The 15,901-nt window shown below is 71.5% G+C and carries 17 protein-coding genes; 13 read left to right on the forward strand and 4 right to left on the reverse strand.

The features are described from left to right. The first annotated feature begins 34 nt into the window (after positions 1 to 34). The 5 genes from AB0230_RS11925 to AB0230_RS11945 all read left to right on the forward strand — a co-directional run bounded on the left by AB0230_RS11925 (position 35) and on the right by AB0230_RS11945 (position 5,131). Positions 35 to 982 carry an NADP-dependent oxidoreductase gene (locus AB0230_RS11925; protein WP_366375919.1) on the forward strand — a complete coding sequence of 316 codons (948 nt, stop codon included), beginning with the start codon at positions 35 to 37 and terminating at the stop codon, positions 980 to 982. Next, the gene (locus tag AB0230_RS11930) at positions 979 to 1,563 is read left to right on the forward strand and encodes a GNAT family protein (RefSeq protein WP_366375921.1); all 585 of its coding nucleotides are present in this window, start codon (positions 979 to 981) and stop codon (positions 1,561 to 1,563) included. The genes AB0230_RS11925 and AB0230_RS11930 overlap by 4 nt, the downstream gene beginning before the upstream one ends. A 180-nt stretch (positions 1,564 to 1,743) precedes the next feature. Beyond that, on the forward strand, positions 1,744 to 3,504 hold the full coding sequence (leuA, locus tag AB0230_RS11935; protein WP_366375923.1) for a 2-isopropylmalate synthase: 1,761 nt from the start codon (positions 1,744 to 1,746) through the stop codon (positions 3,502 to 3,504). A gap of 20 nt (positions 3,505 to 3,524) precedes the next feature. Then, the gene (locus AB0230_RS11940) at positions 3,525 to 4,313 is read left to right on the forward strand and encodes a methyltransferase domain-containing protein (protein WP_315995634.1); all 789 of its coding nucleotides are present in this window, start codon (positions 3,525 to 3,527) and stop codon (positions 4,311 to 4,313) included. A gap of 26 nt (positions 4,314 to 4,339) precedes the next feature. After that, complete coding sequence (locus AB0230_RS11945; RefSeq protein ID WP_366375925.1) at positions 4,340 to 5,131, forward strand: MOSC domain-containing protein; 792 nt, start codon at positions 4,340 to 4,342, stop codon at positions 5,129 to 5,131. Between the two features lie 60 nt (positions 5,132 to 5,191). Here the strand turns inward: AB0230_RS11945 and AB0230_RS11950 are convergent, their stop codons facing one another. After that, positions 5,192 to 5,893, reverse strand: a complete 702-nt coding sequence (locus tag AB0230_RS11950) for a TRIC cation channel family protein (RefSeq protein WP_315995636.1) — start codon at positions 5,891 to 5,893, stop codon at positions 5,192 to 5,194. A 77-nt stretch (positions 5,894 to 5,970) separates the two neighbouring features. Here AB0230_RS11950 and recO point away from each other — a divergent pair, with 77 nt between their 5' ends. Both recO and AB0230_RS11960 read left to right on the forward strand, forming a co-directional pair. Next, the gene (gene recO / locus AB0230_RS11955) at positions 5,971 to 6,699 is read left to right on the forward strand and encodes a DNA repair protein RecO (protein WP_315995637.1); all 729 of its coding nucleotides are present in this window, start codon (positions 5,971 to 5,973) and stop codon (positions 6,697 to 6,699) included. Next, entirely contained in the window at positions 6,696 to 7,499 is an 804-nt protein-coding gene (locus tag AB0230_RS11960) for an isoprenyl transferase (protein ID WP_315995638.1), read from the forward strand. The genes recO and AB0230_RS11960 overlap by 4 nt, the downstream gene beginning before the upstream one ends. 4 nt (positions 7,500 to 7,503) lie before the next feature. Here the strand turns inward: AB0230_RS11960 and AB0230_RS11965 are convergent, their stop codons facing one another. Genes AB0230_RS11965 through AB0230_RS11975 form a run of 3 tightly spaced genes read right to left on the reverse strand, consistent with a single transcriptional unit; the run spans position 7,504 to position 9,848 of the window. After that, positions 7,504 to 8,427 carry an NAD(P)-dependent oxidoreductase gene (locus tag AB0230_RS11965; protein WP_366375928.1) on the reverse strand — a complete coding sequence of 308 codons (924 nt, stop codon included), beginning with the start codon at positions 8,425 to 8,427 and terminating at the stop codon, positions 7,504 to 7,506. Continuing rightward, positions 8,420 to 9,022, reverse strand: a complete 603-nt coding sequence (locus tag AB0230_RS11970; RefSeq protein WP_366375930.1) for a methyltransferase — start codon at positions 9,020 to 9,022, stop codon at positions 8,420 to 8,422. Before AB0230_RS11970 ends, AB0230_RS11965 begins: the two co-directional genes overlap by 8 nt. A gap of 28 nt (positions 9,023 to 9,050) precedes the next feature. Beyond that, positions 9,051 to 9,848: an IclR family transcriptional regulator gene (locus tag AB0230_RS11975; RefSeq protein WP_366375932.1), complete on the reverse strand. Its 798-nt coding sequence runs from the start codon at positions 9,846 to 9,848 to the stop codon at positions 9,051 to 9,053. Positions 9,849 to 9,962: 114 nt separating this feature from the next. On the opposite strand from AB0230_RS11975, the gene AB0230_RS11980 reads away from it, so the two are divergent. The 6 genes from AB0230_RS11980 (at position 9,963) to AB0230_RS12005 (ending at position 15,864) form a co-directional block, all read left to right on the forward strand. After that, a complete protein-coding gene (locus AB0230_RS11980) occupies positions 9,963 to 10,949 on the forward strand; it encodes a tripartite tricarboxylate transporter substrate-binding protein (RefSeq protein WP_315995642.1) in 987 nt (328 codons plus the stop codon). Continuing rightward, positions 10,946 to 11,563: a tripartite tricarboxylate transporter TctB family protein gene (locus AB0230_RS11985; protein ID WP_366375935.1), complete on the forward strand. Its 618-nt coding sequence runs from the start codon at positions 10,946 to 10,948 to the stop codon at positions 11,561 to 11,563. The genes AB0230_RS11980 and AB0230_RS11985 overlap by 4 nt, the downstream gene beginning before the upstream one ends. Continuing rightward, complete coding sequence (locus AB0230_RS11990) at positions 11,563 to 13,074, forward strand: tripartite tricarboxylate transporter permease (protein WP_366375937.1); 1,512 nt, start codon at positions 11,563 to 11,565, stop codon at positions 13,072 to 13,074. The genes AB0230_RS11985 and AB0230_RS11990 overlap by 1 nt, the downstream gene beginning before the upstream one ends. Then, the gene (locus AB0230_RS11995) at positions 13,071 to 14,294 is read left to right on the forward strand and encodes a CoA transferase (RefSeq protein WP_366375939.1); all 1,224 of its coding nucleotides are present in this window, start codon (positions 13,071 to 13,073) and stop codon (positions 14,292 to 14,294) included. Before AB0230_RS11990 ends, AB0230_RS11995 begins: the two co-directional genes overlap by 4 nt. Next, on the forward strand, positions 14,291 to 15,097 hold the full coding sequence (locus AB0230_RS12000) for a citryl-CoA lyase (protein WP_366375941.1): 807 nt from the start codon (positions 14,291 to 14,293) through the stop codon (positions 15,095 to 15,097). The genes AB0230_RS11995 and AB0230_RS12000 overlap by 4 nt, the downstream gene beginning before the upstream one ends. A gap of 83 nt (positions 15,098 to 15,180) precedes the next feature. Beyond that, the gene (locus AB0230_RS12005; protein ID WP_366375943.1) at positions 15,181 to 15,864 is read left to right on the forward strand and encodes a DsbA family oxidoreductase; all 684 of its coding nucleotides are present in this window, start codon (positions 15,181 to 15,183) and stop codon (positions 15,862 to 15,864) included. Positions 15,865 to 15,901: the final 37 nt, after the last annotated feature.

The raw sequence follows: 15,901 nt of genomic DNA on the forward strand, positions 1-15,901 counted from the left end.
TGCTGAACGCGCGGTCGCAACGAAAGGTGCAGGCATGGCGAAGAGGTGGACGGCTCCGGCTCCGGGGCCCATCGAGACGTGGAGCTTCGACGAGGTCGACGTCGCCGCCCCCGGACCGGGCGAGGTGACGATCCGCGTGCGCGCGGCCGGCATCAACCCCGCCGACGCGAAGCACGTCGCGACGCAGCGCCCCGGCGCGACGTTCCCGGTGCCGATCGGGTACGAGCTGTCGGGTGAGATCACCGCGGTCGGCGATGGCGCGGTCGGCGGCTCGGGAGAGCTCGCGGTCGGCGACGAGGTCGTGGCGTTCCGGGTGCAGGGCGCCTACGCGACCGACCTCACCGTGCCCGCCCGCGACGTCTTCGCGAAGCCTGCGGCCCTCTCGCATCCCGAGGCGGCCAACCTGCTGCTCGCCGGAACCACGGCGGCCGAGATGATCCAGGTCACCCGGGTCGTCGAGGGCGAGACGGTGCTGCTGCACGCCGCCTCCGGCGCCGTCGGGGTGAGCCTGCTCCAGCAGGCGCGCGAACTCGGCGTCCGCGTGATCGGCACGGTCGGGGCGGATGCCGACGACTCGGCCGAGCGCGTTCGTCGCTACGGAGGGATCCCGGTGGCCTACGGCGACGGGCTGCGCGAGCGCGTCGAAGCCGCGGCGGAGGGAGCGGCGATCGTCGCCGCCTGGGACGCGGCAGGGACCGACGAGGCCATCGACGTCTCGCTCGAGCTGGTCTCGGACCGCGACCGCATCGTCACCATCGTCTCGCCCGATCGCGCGAAGGCCGACGGCTTCCTGTGGATCGCCGGCGCCCGCCCGGAGAGCGCCCGTTTCCGCGACATCGCCCGCGCTCGGGTGCTGGAGCTCGCGGCATCCGGGGCCCTGGCGGTTCCCCTCGCCCGCACGTACCCGCTCGCCGAGGCGGTCGAGGCCGTGCGCTTCGTGATGACCGGGCACCCCGGCGGCAAGGTCGCCCTCCTGCCGTGAGCACGTCGCCGTTCGCCCTGCCGCCCGCGCCCGAGACCCTCGAGGTGACGGGGGAGCGCGTGCGCCTGCGCCCTTTCGAGGAGCGCGATCTCGAGGCCATGGCCGGCTACCGCGGCGACGCCGAGGTGTGCCGGTTCCTCCCGTTCGACCCCCAGTCGCCCGACGACATCCGGCGCCGCATCGGGCATCTGTTCGGCGGGACGAGCCTGGAGGGCGAGCGCGGCGGTGTCGTCCTGGTCATCGAGAGCGAGGGCGCCGTCATCGGCGACCTCGTGCTGTTCCACCTCGACACGGACGCGGGATCCGCCGAGATCGGCTGGGTCGTGAGCCCGGGGGCATCCGGCCGGGGGCTCGGCACCGCCGCGGTGCGCGCTCTCATCGACACCGCCTTCGGCGTCTACGGTCTGCGGCGGGTGGAGGCCCGGATCGATCCCGACAACGCCCGCTCGGTCGCGCTCGCCGAACGCCTCGGCATGCGCCGGGAGGCGCATTTCGTCGAGAAGGAATGGTTCAAGGGGCGCTGGGGCGACCTGCTCGTGTACGCCGTGCTGGCGCGCGAGTGGGCAGCGCCCGCGGCCTGACGTCGGCGGCTCGCGACGCGGACGCGGCGGAGGCCGCGGTGCGGGGCTGCTACGATCGCTCCATGCGCTTCGGTGGCCTTCTTCTTCTTAGCTGCCGCGACGAGTCCTCGTTCTAAGGGCCTTCCTCGTCGCGGAGATCGTCGTCGGCCCCACCGAACGAATCTAAAGAAGCGACACATCATGAAGAACACCCAGAAGCCCACGTCCGCTCCGGTGCACAAGTACCGTCCCTTCCACGAGCAGATCCGGGTCGACCTGCCCGACCGCACGTGGCCGAGCAAGCGCATCGAGGTCGCACCGCGCTGGTGCGCCGTGGATCTGCGCGACGGCAACCAGGCCCTGATCGATCCGATGAGCCCCGAGCGCAAGCGGGTCATGTTCGACCTGCTGGTGAAGATGGGCTACAAGGAGATTGAGGTCGGTTTCCCCAGCGCCAGCCAGACCGACTTCGACTTCGTCCGCCAGCTCATCGAAGAAGAACTCATCCCCGACGACGTCACGATCCAGGTGCTGACGCAGGCGCGCGAGCACCTCATCGCCCGCACGTACGAGGCGATTGCCGGCGCGAAGCAGGCCATCGTGCACCTGTACAACTCCACGAGCGTGCTGCAGCGCGAGGTCGTGTTCCGCACCGATGAGCAGGGCATCGTCGACATCGCGCTCGAGGGCGCGCGCCTGTGCAAGAAGTACGAGGCGACGATCCCGCAGACCGAGGTCTACTACGAGTACTCGCCCGAGAGCTACACGGGCACCGAGCTCGCCTTCGCGCTGCGCATCTGCAACGAGGTGCTCGAGGTCTTCCAGCCGACGGCCGAGCGCAAGGTCATCCTGAACCTCCCCGCCACCGTCGAGATGGCCACGCCCAACGTCTACGCCGATTCCATCGAGTGGATGTCGCGGAATCTCGACCACCGCGAGAACGTCATCCTGTCGCTGCACCCGCACAACGACCGCGGCACGGCGGTGGCCGCCGCCGAGCTGGGCTACATGGCCGGCGCCGACCGCATCGAGGGATGCCTGTTCGGCAACGGCGAGCGCACCGGCAACGTCGACCTGGTGGCCCTGGGCATCAACCTGCTGACGCAGGGCATCGACCCGCAGATCGACTTCAGCGACATCGACCAGGTCAAGCGCACCGTCGAGTACTGCAACCAGCTGCCCGTCCCCGAGCGCAGCCCCTGGGCCGGCGACCTGGTCTTCACCGCGTTCAGCGGTTCGCATCAGGATGCCATCAAGAAGGGCTTCGAGGCGATGGAGGCCCGCGCGACGGCCGAGGGCAAGACGATCGACGAGATCGAGTGGGCGGTGCCGTACCTGCCGATCGATCCGAAGGACCTGGGCCGCTCGTACGAGGCCGTCATCCGCGTCAACTCGCAGTCGGGCAAGGGCGGCGTCGCCTACCTGCTGAAGGCCGACCACGCGATCGACCTGCCGCGCAAGCTCCAGATCGAGTTCTCGGGGGTCGTGCAGGCGCGCACCGACGCCGAGGGCGGCGAGGTCTCGAGCGCCCAGATCTGGGACATCTTCACCGACGAGTACCTGCCCGCGACCGACGACGACCAGCGCTGGGGCCGCTTCGAGCTGCTCTCGACCCGCTCCTCGAGCGACATGTCGGGCGATGTGCACCTCGACGTCTCGCTGCGCGACGGCGACACCACGCACCCGGCCTCGGCCGTGGGCAACGGTCCGGTCGCCGCGTTCCTCGAGATCGTCCGTTCGCAGGGGTTCGACGTGACCCTGTACGACTACGTCGAGCACGCCCTCAGCTCCGGCGGCGACGCGCAGGCCGCGGCCTACGTCGAGCTGCAGGTCGACGATCAGCGCCTGTGGGGCGTGGGGATCGACGGCGACATCTCGACGGCGTCGCTGAAGGCGATCGTGTCGGGCGTCAACCGCGCGATCCGCACGCGTCAGGCCACCGGCGCCCTCGCGGGCGTCTGACCCGACCGGAGCCTCCGGCCGTGGCCTACGCCCACGGACACCACGAGAGCGTGCTGCGTTCCCACGCCGCGCGCACCGTCGTCGACTCGGCGGCGTACCTGGTGTCGTCGCTGTCGGCCGGCACCCGCATCCTCGATGTGGGCGCCGGCCCCGGCACCATCACCGTCGACCTCGCCGACCGGGTCTTCCCGGGAGAGGTCGTCGGGGTGGATGCCGCCTCCGACGTCGTCGAGATCGCCCGCGCCGCCGCCGGCGAGCGCACGAACGTGACCTTCCGCACCGGCGACGCCTACGCTCTCGACGTGCCCGACGCCTCGTTCGACATCGTCCACGCCCATCAGGTGCTCCAGCATCTCGAGCGGCCCGTCGACGCCCTGCGGGAGTTCCGCCGCGTCGCGGGACCCGACGGCCTGGTGGCGGTGCGCGACGTCGACTACGGCGGGGTGATCTGGCATCCGCTCATCCCCGCCCTCGACGAATGGCTCGACATCTACCACGGCGTGCACCGCGGGTCATCGGGAGAACCCGACGCGGGGCGCGTGCTGAAGGCGTGGGCGCGCGAAGCCGGGTTCTCGCGCGTCGAGGCGAGCGCGAGCGTGTGGGTGTTCGACACGCCGGAGAAGCGCGCCTGGTGGGGCGGCATGTGGGCCGACCGTGTACTCGCCTCGGCGTTCGCGGGGCACGCCAGGCGACTGGGCCTCGCGGATGAGGCGACCCTGCAGCGCATCTCGGACGCGTGGCGGGAGTGGGCCGCGCACCCCGACGGGTGGATCCTGCTGCCGCACGGCGAGGTGCTCGCCCGGTGGTGACGGCGGTGGAGGGCGTGGATGCGAGGATGAGCGATGTGATCCGCGTCGACGCCCTCTACCGCTACCCCGTCAAGGGCTTCACGCCCGAGAAGCGCGACAGTCTCGTCGTCCAGGACGACGGTCGCGTGCAGGGCGATCGCTCGCTCGTGTTCCGCTTCGCCGATGCCCTCGAGCCGGCGGATGCCACCTTCCCGAAGAGCCGCGGACTCGCGCTCATGTCGTTCCCCACGCTGGCGCGCGTGGAGCTCACCTTCGACGATGAGGCGCGGACGCTGCGACTGCGCGTCGACGACATCGACGTGACCGCCGATCTGAGCGACGAGGGCCGTGCGCGGCTCAGCGAGGCGGTCACGGCCTACCTGCGCTCGACGAGCGATGCGAAGCTGCTCGAGGCCGACGGCATCCTGCCCCTGGGACTGCTCGGAGACGGGGTGACGGCACGCTTCCAGGACCGGCCGCGCGGGTACATCTCGCTGCATGGAGCGCCCTCGGTGTCAGACCTGGATGCCGCGGTGCCGGCGCCCGTCGACGACCGCCGGTTCCGCTCGAACATCGTCGTCTCGGGCGCTGCCCCGTGGGAGGAGCTCACGTGGCGCGGTCGCGTGCGGATCGGCGAGGTCGAGTTCGAGGTGCAGAAGCCGATCGAGCGGTGCGCGGCGATCACCGCGAACCCCGACACCGGCGTGCGCGACGCGCGCCTGCTCCGCGTGCTGACCGGCGAGTTCGGTCAGCACGAGCCGACCCTCGGCATCCTGTTGCTGCCCGTCGCGGCGGGCGGAACGATCCGCGTCGGCGACGAGGTCGACCTCGACGCGTGAGTCGCCGGGGTTCGTCGCCGCGCGCCCGCCCGAGGCGACGAATCGCGGCGACTCGCGCGGTCACTCGTCAGTGCGGATGATGGGGATGCCGGTGGTCTCGACCGCGACCTTGCGGCGGTAGAGCTTGCGCTGCTCGGGCAGCGAGAGGTCGAACAGCACGGCGAGCACGCGGATGACGGTCGTCACCACCACACCGATCACCGCGGCGATCGGCAGCGGCACGCCGAAGGCGGCGGTCGTCGCCAACACGACGCATCCGCCGCCCGCAGCCACGGCGTAGAGCGAGCCCACGTGCATGATCGCCACCGGCAGGCCCATCAGCACGTCGCGGAGCACGCTGCCGCCGGCCGCGGCCAGCACCCCGACGAAGATGGCGGGCACCGCGGGCATCCCCAGGGCCAGCGCCTTCGAGGTGCCGAAGGCGCCGAAGAGGCCGATCACCACGGCGTCGAGCATCACGATCGCGCGGTTGAGTCGCTGGAAGATCCCCGACAGCAGCATGCCCACGATCGAGGCGAGCGTCGCGGTGATGAGGTACCAGTTGCTCTGCAGCGTGGCCGGCGTGAGACCCAGCAGGAGGTCGCGGATGAGACCCCCGCCCATCCCGAGCAGGATGCCGATGATCGCCACCCCGAGCAGATCGAGCCGGCGCTGGCCCTGGAACCCCGAGGCGAAGAGGGCTCCCTGGACGCCGCCGAGCGCGACGGCGGTCAGGTCGGCCCACAGGGGGATGACGAAGGTCGGGGAGTCCACGGCATCCATTCTCCGGCCCGTGCCTGGGCGGGTGGGGGAGGCGCGTCGCGCAGGCCGCTCACGGGTGCGCGGACGGATAATGGACTGTGCCCACCTACCGCGACGAAGTCGTGGTCCTGCGTACCCACAAGCTCGGGGAGGCGGACCGCATCCTCACCCTCCTCAGCCGCCGCAACGGAAAGATCCGCGCGGTCGCGAAGGGCGTGCGGCGGACGTCGTCGAAGTTCGGCTCGCGCCTCGAGCCCTTCATGGTCGCCGACGTGCAGCTGTTCAAGGGCCGCAACCTCGACATCGTGCAGCAGGCCGAGTCGCTCGGCTCGTACGGAGCCGAGATCGTGGCGAACTACGACGTGTACACCACGGCCAGCGCCATGGTCGAGACCGCCGATCGTCTCAATGAGGCCGAGGCGACGCCCCAGCAGTATCTGCTGCTGGTCGGTGGACTGCGTTCCCTGGCGCGCGGTGAGCATTCCGAGCGGAGCGTGCTCGACTCGTACCTCCTGCGCGCCATGGCCCTCTCGGGCTGGGCGCCGGGGCTCACGGAGTGCGCGCGCTGCGGCACGATCGGCGACCACGATTACTTCCTCGCCCAGCTCGGCGGCGTCGTCTGCTCGACGTGCGCGCCCGCGGGCTCGCCGCGCGTCGCGCGCGACACCGTCGACATGCTCCGCGCGCTCATGGCGGGGGAGTGGGAGACCATCGACACCGCCCCCGGCCGCACGGTGGCCGCCGCCTCGGGCCTCGTGGCCGCGTACGCGCAGTTCCACCTGGAGCGCGGCATCCGTTCCCTCTCGCACCTGGAGTCGCATCGATGACACCGAAGCCGTTCACGCACCGCGACGCCGTGCCGTACCGCCCCCTCGACTGGACGGGCGAGTACCCGCCCAGCTACCCCAAGGGGGCCGTGCCCGAGCATGTCGCGATCGTCATGGACGGCAACGGCCGCTGGGCCAACCGCCAGGGGCTCACGCGCGTCGAGGGTCACCGCGCGGGAGAGGCCGCGCTGCTCGACGTGGTCGCGGGAGCCATCCAGGCCGGGGTGAAGCACCTGTCGGTGTACGCCTTCTCGACCGAGAACTGGTCGCGTTCTCCCGATGAGGTGCGCTTCCTCATGGGCTTCAACCGCGAGGTCCTGCACCGTCGCCGCGATCAGCTGAACGAGTGGGGCGTGCGCATCCGCTGGTCGGGTCGTAAGCCGCGTCTGTGGGGCTCGGTCATCAAGGAACTGCAGCACGCCGAACGACTCACCGAGGGCAACTCGACTCTGACGCTGACCATGTGCGTCAACTACGGCGGGCGTGTGGAGATCGTGGATGCCATGCGCCGGATCGGCGACGACATCGCGGCCGGGAAGCTCAAGCCGTCGGCCGTGACCGAGAAGCTCATCCGCAAGAACCTCTACCAGCCCGACATGCCCGACGTGGATCTGTTCGTGCGCTCCAGTGGCGAGCAGCGCACCTCGAACTTCCTGCTGTGGGAGTCCGCGTACGCCGAGATGGTGTTCCTCGACACGCTCTGGCCCGACTTCCGCCGCACGCACCTGTGGGATGCCATCGGGCTCTACCTCTCGCGCGATCGCCGCTTCGGCGGTGCGGTCGACGCGCCGACGGCGTGACCGCCTACGGCGCCAGCTCGTCCCGGAGGGACGCGGCGGCCTCCATGGCCACGCGACGCATCGCCTCGCGCGTCTGCCCGCCGATGTGAGGGGTGACCACCACGTTCGCCCGGTCGCGCAGCGGGTGGTCGGCGGGCATCGGCTCGACTTCGGAGACGTCGAGGCCCGCTCCGCCCACCTCCCCGGCGTCGAGCGCGGTGGCGAGGGCGTCCTCGTCGACGACCCCGCCGCGAGAAGTGTTCACCACGACCGCGTGAGAGCGCATGCGCCGGAACTGCGCGGCGCCGAGCAGCCCTCGCGTCGCGGGGACGAGGGGGACGTGCACGCTGACCGCGTCGGACTCGGCGAGCAGTTCGTCGAGGGCACGCGGGTCGGAGCCGTCGGCGCGGACGACGTCGTCGGGCACGGCGGGATCGAACGCGAGGATGCGCACGCCGAAGCCTCCCTGGGCGATCCGCGCGACGCGGCGTGCGATCCGGCCGTAGCCGATGAGCCCGAGCGTCGAGCCGCTCAGTTCGGCCCCGACCAGGGCGTCACGGTCGGCGGTACCTGCGGCCGCGGCCCCGATACCGCGCCGCACGGCCATGAGCAGGGCAATCGCGTGCTCGGCGACCGAGATCACGTTCGCTTCGGGTGTCGTCGTGACCCGGATGCCGTGCTCCCGGGCGAAGGCGGTGTCCACGGTGTCGGTGCCGACGCCGTGCCGCGCGACGATGCGCAGCCGTGGCATCCGGCTCAGCTGTCCGGCATCCATCCGGGCGGTGCGCAGGAGCACGCCCTGTGCAAGCGGCGCGATGTCGGCCTCGGTCGCGGCATCCTGCCCCCAGCCTCGGCGGACCTCCGCCCACGTCTCGAGCTCGCCGATCGCGTCGGGGTGCACCTCGCGGGGGATCCAGATGAGCGGGCGGGCGGTTGCCACCTCAGACACGCGGCACCAGGGCGCGGTTGGCGCTGCGGCGGTCGGCCTCTGCGCGCACCAGGGCGTCGGCGGCGGACATGACCTCGGCGATGCGCTCGCGAGGGACGATCGTGATCCCGTCGGCATCGCCGACGACCCAATCGCCCGGCGCCACGGGAACCCCGCCCACGGTGACGACGCCGCCGAGGCGGTAGGGGCCGGTCTTCCACGGCCCCGCGGGCGTCACCGCGCGGGCGAAGACCGGCACCCCCACCTCGCGGAGCTCGACCGCATCGCGGGCGGCCCCGTCGATCACGATGCCGGCGACGCCCAGCGCCTTGGCCTTCTCGGCGACGAGTTCGCCGATGAGAGCGCGCGTCTCATCCGCCCCGCCGTCGACGACGAGGACCTCGCCCGCGCGGATCTGCTCGAACGCCGCGTGCACGCCCTTGTTGTCACCGGGGCGGGTGAGGAGCGTGGCCGCGGGTCCGGACACGACCGCCCCCTCCCACAGGGGGGAGACGCCGCGGGCGACCCCGAAGCGCTCCATCGCATCGCCGACGGTCGCGGCGGCGTAGGCGCCCGGAGGCGGGTAGACGGTGCTGTCGGGGATCGTGCTCGTCATCGGGCGGTCCTCTCGATCGGGAAGGGGGTCAGTCCAGGGCGGCGGGCAGGCCGGTGCGCCGGATGTCGGCGGCCGCCGCCGTCAACGCGTCGAGGAACACGGGCACCCGTTCCTCGGTGAAGCGCGCGGTGGGTCCGCCGAGCCCGAGCACGACCGCCGGTCGGCGCTCGTCGCCCTCGCGCACGATGACCGCGACGCCGCTGTTCCCCGGCTCCCGTGCGCCGTGCGAGACGGCGTACCCGTCGCGACGGGCGTCGTGGACCGCGGCGCGGAAGGAGGCGACGTCGACGGCGGACCGCTCGGCCGCGGGAAGCGCCTCGAGGACGTGGTCGGCGGCGTCCGGCCCGCTCGCCGCCACGAGGAGCGTCGAGGCGGCTCCGAGCACGAGCGGCATCTCGTCGCCGACCTGGACGACGTGGCGGAGCGAGTAGGGGCTGGGCGACTGCCCGACGGCTACGCGCCGCAGGCCGCTGCGCGCGTAGAGGCTCGCGGTCTCGCCGGTCTCCTGTGCGAGCCGCGTCATGCGGTCGGCGGTCTCGTCGGGGACGGCCCACGCGGCCTCGGCGAACGCCGCCAGACGGATCAGGCGCGCCCCCACCGTGATGCGTCCGTCGGCGGCGTGCCGCAGCATCCGCTCGCCGACGAGGGTGTCGATCAGGCGTAGCACCGTGGTGCGCGGGAGCCCGCTCTCGCGGACGATCTCGGCGAGCGAGAGCACGGGCCGGGCCGCGGTGAAGCACTGCAGCACCTCGAACGCGCGGGTGACGGCGCGCACGCCCCCTCCCTCGGAAGCAGAACGCTCGGATGCCTCGGTCACGGTGGACACGGTCGCTCCCCTCCGCGGTGCGCCGGTTGCACCTGCTCGGTCCCGAGTGTACCGTCTGGTGGACACCGGAGTCCACTAGATGGACACCTGACATCTTCACGAAGGAGTGACGACGTGAGAACCAGACGCGTCCTGTGGAACGCCCTCGGGATCGCCGCCACCGCGGCGCTCGTCGGCGTGGCCGCAGTGAATGCCAGCGGCTCGACCGCCGGAGTGGACCCCCGCGCCAAGCTGACCATCATGGCCCCGGCCGCACCCGGCGGGGGGTGGGACCTCGCCTCCCGCGAGTCGCAGCAGGTCCTGCGCTCGACCTCGGTCGTGAACAACGTGCAGGTGGTGAACGTCCCCGGAGCCGGCGGCACGATCGGTCTCGGCCAATTCACACAGCTCGGCGACGATCCGACGAACCTCATGATGACCGGCACGGTCATGGAGGGCGCGATCACGGTCAACGGATCGGAGGCGACCCTGGGCGACACGACCCCCATCGCCCGGCTCGCCGAGGACTACATCGTCTTCATCGTGCCCGCGAACTCGCCCTTCCAGAACCTCGACGACTTCATCCGGGCCTGGCGCGCCGACCCGCATGGCCAGGCCGTCGGCGGCGGCGGCATCGGCGGCACCGACCATCTGCTCACCGGTCTGACGGCGCAGGCCGCCGGCATCGACCCCGGAGCGATCAACTACGTCTCGTACGCCGGCGGCGGCGAAGTGCTGACCGCCCTGCTGTCGAACACGGTGGCGGTCGGCGTCAGCGGCTACAACGACTTCAGCGATCAGATCGAGGCCGGACGCCTCCGGGCCCTCGCCGTCTCGGCCGAGGAGCCGGTGCCCGGCATCGACATCCCCACCTTCATCGAGCAGGGCGTCGACGTGAACCTGCCGAACTGGCGAGGACTCGTGGCACCCCCCGGCATCACCGACGCGCAGCGCGACGAGCTCGTCGCGATCGTCGAGGAGATGGCCGCGACCCCCGAGTGGACCGAGGTGATGGAGCGCAACCGCTGGCGCGACGCACTGCTGACCGGCTCCGAATTCGCCGACTTCATCGAGCAGGACCAAGCGCGTGTGAACGCCATCATCGAGGAGCTGGGCCTGTGAGCGGCGTCATCCCCACCGTCCCGCGGACCCACCGCGTCCGCACCTCCGACGGGTTCTGGCGCCGCCGCTCCGGACTCGTCGTCCCGGCGGTGATGCTCGCCATCGGCGTCGCGCTCATCATCGGAACGATCACGATGACCGTGCCGGCCAACACCGCACCCCCGGGCCCGCAGCTGTTCCCGACGATCATCGCGGTCGCCGTGATCGTGCTCGCGGTGCTGCTCGCGGTCGACATCCTGCGCCGGCCCGAACCGGTCGACGTGGCCGACGCCGGCGCCACCGACGATGACGCCGACGTCGACGTCGACGACGAGGCGCTCCTCGCCGCCGTGGAGGGCCGCGAACCCGAAGCGCCCGCCGTGCGGCCCCGCAGCAACCTCTGGGCCATGCTGGGCGCCGTCGGGACGGTGGTCGTCTTCATCGCGGCGCTCACCCCGCTGGGGTGGCTGCTCTCGGGAGCGTTCCTGTTCTGGGGGATCGCGCGCGCGCTCGGCAGCCGCCGGCCGGTCTTCGACATCTTCCTGTCGCTGGCGATCTCCGCCCTCGTGCAGATCGCCTTCTCGGGCGGCCTCGGACTCAATCTTCCGCCCGGAATCCTGGAGGGACTCTTCTGATGGATGCGCTCGTCAACCTGGGGGAGGGCTTCGCCGTCGTCCTCACCCCCATCAACATGCTGTGGGTGCTCATCGGCGCCGTTCTGGGGACCGCGGTCGGTGTGCTGCCGGGCCTCGGCTCGGCGATGGCCGTCGCCCTGCTGCTGCCCGTCACCTTCTCGCTCGACCCCATCGGCGCGTTCATCATGTTCGCCGGCGTGCTCTTCGGCGGCCTCTTCGGCGACTCGATCGCCGGCATCCTCATGAACACCCCCGGCAACAGCACCGCGATCGCGGGCTCGATCGAGGGTCACCGCATGGCCAAGAGCGGCCGCGCCGCGCAGGCGCTCGCCACCTCGGCGATCGGCGCCTTCATCGGTGGGATCGTGGCATCCATCCTCGTGGTGTTCTTCGCGCCGCGACTGGCGGAGCTGGCGACCCTCTTCGGCCCCGCCGAGTACCTCGCGCTCGCCGTGTTCGCGTTCGTGGCGATCTCCGCCGTGGTGACCGAGTCGGTGGTGCGCGGTCTCGCGGCCCTGGTGATCGGCCTGGCGATCTCGGTCGTCGGCATCGACGGCGCCTCCGGCACCTCGCGCTTCACCTTCGGCCTGCCGGAACTGTTCGACGGCATCGACATCGTCGTGATCACGGTCGGGCTCCTGGCGCTGGGCGAGGTGTTCAGCGTCGCCGCACGACGCGGCACGCCCGACGAGACGAAGCTGCTGCCCTCGACCGGCCGGCTGTGGCTGTCGTTCCGCGAGCTGCGGCAGGCGCTTCCCGCGTGGCTGCGCGGCACGGCGATCGGCATCCCGTTCGGCATCATCCCCGTCGGCGGCTCCGAGGTGCCCACGTTCCTGTCGTACGGCGCCGAGCGCAAGCTCGACGGTCGCCGCAAGAAGCCGATGTTCGGACGCGGAGCGATCCAGGGTGTCGCCGGTCCCGAGGCGGCCGGCAACGCCACCGCCGGAACGGCGATGGGCGCCCTGCTCGCGCTGGGCCTTCCGACCTCGGCCACCGCGGCGATCCTGCTCGCGGCCTTCCGGCAGTACGGACTGCAGCCGGGGCCCCTGCTGTTCGACCGCGCGCCCGACCTCGTGTGGGCTCTGCTGGCGAGCTTCTTCGTCGGCATGGTCGTGCTGCTCATCCTCAACCTCCCGTTCGCGCCGTTGTGGGCGAAGCTGCTGAAGGTGCCGCGTCACTACCTCTACGCCGGCATCACGGTCTTCGCGATGCTGGGCGTATACGCCACCAGTAGCAAGATCCTCGACCTCGTGCTCGTGCTCGTGGTGGGCCTGCTCGGCTTCCTCATGCGCCGGTACGGGCTGCCCGTCGCGCCGATGCTGATCGCGATCATCCTCGGACCGCTCGCCGAGACCGAGTACCGCCGTGCGATGGCCGTCAGCGAGGGGGATGCCGGCATCCTGGTGTCGAGCCCCATCTCGATCACCCTCTACGCGGTGCTCGCGATCGCGATCGTCGGGGTCGTCTTCACCCGCGTCCGCTCGGCCCGCCGTTCGAAGGCCGCGGTATGACCGACACGGATGCCGGGATGCCCGGGCCGCTGGCCGGAGTGACGGTCCTCGATCTGACGAACGTGCTCGCGGGCCCCTATGCCGCGTACCAGCTCGCGCTGATGGGCGCCGACGTCATCAAGGTCGAGACCCCGCACGGCGGCGACCTGGCCCGACGGCTCGGCACCTCGGCCGAGCTGAACGCGCGCCACCTGGGCATCTCCTTCCTCGCCCAGAACGCGCAGAAACGGTCGATCACGCTCGACCTCAAGACCGAGGGCGGCGCGCAGGCGCTGCGCCGGCTGGTCGCGACCGCCGATGTGCTCGTGGAGAACTTCCGGCCGGGGGTGCTCGAGCGGCTCGGGTTCGGCTGGGAGCAGCTGCAGGCCCTCAACTCCCGCCTCGTCCTGTGCCAGATCTCCGGATTCGGCCAGACCGGACCGATGCGGACGAAGCCGGCGTACGACCAGATCATCCAGGGCTACTCGGGGATGATGAGCGTCACGGGGACCGAGGAGACCGGCCCGCTGCGCGCCGGCTTCCCCCTCGCCGACACCATCGGCGGGCTCGCCGCGGCCTTCGCCGTGTCGAGCGCCCTCGCCGGCCGGGCCCGCACGGGGGTCGGCAGCGTCATCGACGTGTCGATGCTCGAGACCGCCGTGACCGCGATGGGCTGGGTGGTGTCGAACCTGCTCGTCGACGGTCACGAGCCACGACCGCTCGGCAACGACAACGGCACCGCGGCACCCTCGGGCGCCTTCGCCACCGGCGACGGGCTGCTCAACATCGCCGCGAACAAGCAGGAGCAGTTCGAGACGCTGTGCGCGCTCGTCGATCGGGCGGAGCTCAGCACCGACCCGCGGTTCGCCGAACGCGAGAGTCGCAAGACCCACCGGGCGGCTCTCACGGCCGAGCTGGAACGCGCCCTCGCGACCCGGCCCGCGGCCGAGTGGGAGGACCTCCTGAGCTCGGCCGGGGTCCCGGCCGCGGCGGTCCTGCGCGTGGACCAGATGCTCGCGAGCCCGCAGATCCGCGATCGCGGGCTCGTGCACGAACTGCCGTTCCCGGGCGGCGGCGGTGATCCGTTGCGGGTGCTCGGCAACGGCATCCGCATCGACGGGGCTCCCTCCACCCCGCGCACCCCGCCCCCCGTGCTCGGCGAGCACACCGACGAGATCCTGGCGGCGCTCGGCTACTCCGCCGACGACATCGCCGCCCTGCACGAGGAAGGCGCCGTATGACCGACGACCAGCTCGCCCCCGTCACCGCCTGGTGGGCGACCGCCATCACCCGCATCCAGCCCGGGGAGATCGCCTTCCGCGGTCGCCCGGTGCAGAACCTCATCGGCACGACGGGCTTCGTCGACACGATCTGGCTGCTCGTGACCGGTGGCGACCTCGCGCCGGCGCGCCGGCACCTCCTCGAGGCGACCCTGGTCGCCAGTGTCGATCACGGACCGCAGGCGCCGTCGATCGCGAGCGCACGCATGGCGGCCACGTGCGGCGTCGGCATCAACTCGGCGATGGCGAACGGCATCAACGTGCTCGGCGACACCCACGGCGGCGCCGGTCAGCAGTGCGTCGCGATGCTCGGCCGCATGGTGGACGCGCACCGCGAGGGCGCCGGGAACTGGGACGACCTCGCCACCGACGAGATCGCGCAGCACCGCGCGCGCGGCGCGTTCGTGCCGGGCTTCGGGCATCGCTTCCACCCCGTCGACCCGCGCCGCGATCCGCTCCTCGCGCTGGTCGAGCAGGCCGCGGCATCGGGAGACGTCGTCGGCGACCATCTGCGTGCCGGCCTCGCGATCGAACGGGCGCTCGCCTCACGCGGAGTGCCGATGAACATCGACGGCATCTCGGCGATCGTGTACGGCGAGCTCGGGGTCGAGCCGGAGCTCGCGCGCGGACTCTTCGTCCTCGCGCGCTCCGTCGGGATCCTCGCCCATGCGTGGGAGGAGAGCCGCTCGGGTCGGCGCATCAAGGGTCCGCTGCCTCCTCCGCTGCTCGCGGATTACACGGGGCCGGCGGTGTCGGAGCGATGACCCGCCGGCGATGAACCTCGAGGGATCCGGGAGAAGGATGCCGCGCGGGGAATAGACCGACGAGTCGCGCCGTTGCACGCGATATGACGGATGCCATCAAGATCGACGTGTGGAGCGACATCGCCTGCCCCTGGTGCTACATCGGCAAGCGGAACCTCGAGAACGGCCTGGCGGCCACGGCCGGGGACGACGACGCCCCGGTCGTCGAGATCGAGTACCACTCGTTCGAGCTGTCGCCCGACACCCCCGAGGACTTCCACGGCGGCGAGATCGACTACCTCTCGCAGCACAAGGGGATCTCCGCCGAGCAGGCCCGCGAGATGCTCGACCGCGTCACGGGTGTCGCGGCCGACGCGGGGCTCGCGTACCGCTTCGACATCCTGCAGCACACCAACACCGTGAAGGCGCACGAGCTGCTGCACTTCGCGAAGGAGAACGGCAAGCAGCTGGAGCTCGCGGAACTGCTCATGTCGGCGTACTTCCTCGAGGGCAAGCACGTGGGTCGCGACGACGACCTCGTCGCCCTCGCGGTCGAGGTCGATCTCGACGAGGCCGAGGCCCGCGAGGCCCTCTCCTCGCAGCGCTACCGCGCCGCCGTGCGCGCCGACCAGGAGCAGGCTCGCCAGTTCGGCATCACGGGCGTTCCCTTCTTCGTGATCGACGGCAAGTACGGCGTGAGCGGTGCACAGCCGGTCGAGGCGTTCTCGCAGATCGCCCGTCAGGTGTGGGGCGAGCGTCGTGAGGTCGCGCAGACCGCCGACGCGTGAGACTCCTCCCCACCCGGTGCCCGTCCCCGCATCCGTC

The organism is Microbacterium sp. NPDC089190 (assembly GCF_040701795.1).
In the GTDB taxonomy this organism is placed as follows: Bacteria; Actinomycetota; Actinomycetes; order Actinomycetales; family Microbacteriaceae; genus Microbacterium; species Microbacterium galbum.

Excerpts from the sequence above, each read along its gene's own strand:
- AB0230_RS11925 (WP_366375919.1), top strand. The coding sequence starts at position 35 with ATGGCGAAGAGGTGGACGGCTCCGGCTCCGGGGCCCATCGAGACGTGG.
- leuA (WP_366375923.1), top strand. The coding sequence starts at position 1,744 with ATGAAGAACACCCAGAAGCCCACGTCCGCTCCGGTGCACAAGTACCGT.
- AB0230_RS11945 (WP_366375925.1), top strand. The coding sequence starts at position 4,340 with ATGAGCGATGTGATCCGCGTCGACGCCCTCTACCGCTACCCCGTCAAG.
- AB0230_RS11950 (WP_315995636.1), bottom strand. The coding sequence starts at position 5,893 with ATGGATGCCGTGGACTCCCCGACCTTCGTCATCCCCCTGTGGGCCGAC.
- AB0230_RS11960 (WP_315995638.1), top strand. The coding sequence starts at position 6,696 with ATGACACCGAAGCCGTTCACGCACCGCGACGCCGTGCCGTACCGCCCC.
- AB0230_RS11970 (WP_366375930.1), bottom strand. The coding sequence starts at position 9,022 with ATGACGAGCACGATCCCCGACAGCACCGTCTACCCGCCTCCGGGCGCC.
- AB0230_RS11990 (WP_366375937.1), top strand. The coding sequence starts at position 11,563 with ATGGATGCGCTCGTCAACCTGGGGGAGGGCTTCGCCGTCGTCCTCACC.
- AB0230_RS11995 (WP_366375939.1), top strand. The coding sequence starts at position 13,071 with ATGACCGACACGGATGCCGGGATGCCCGGGCCGCTGGCCGGAGTGACG.
- AB0230_RS12000 (WP_366375941.1), top strand. The coding sequence starts at position 14,291 with ATGACCGACGACCAGCTCGCCCCCGTCACCGCCTGGTGGGCGACCGCC.
- AB0230_RS12005 (WP_366375943.1), top strand. The coding sequence starts at position 15,181 with ATGACGGATGCCATCAAGATCGACGTGTGGAGCGACATCGCCTGCCCC.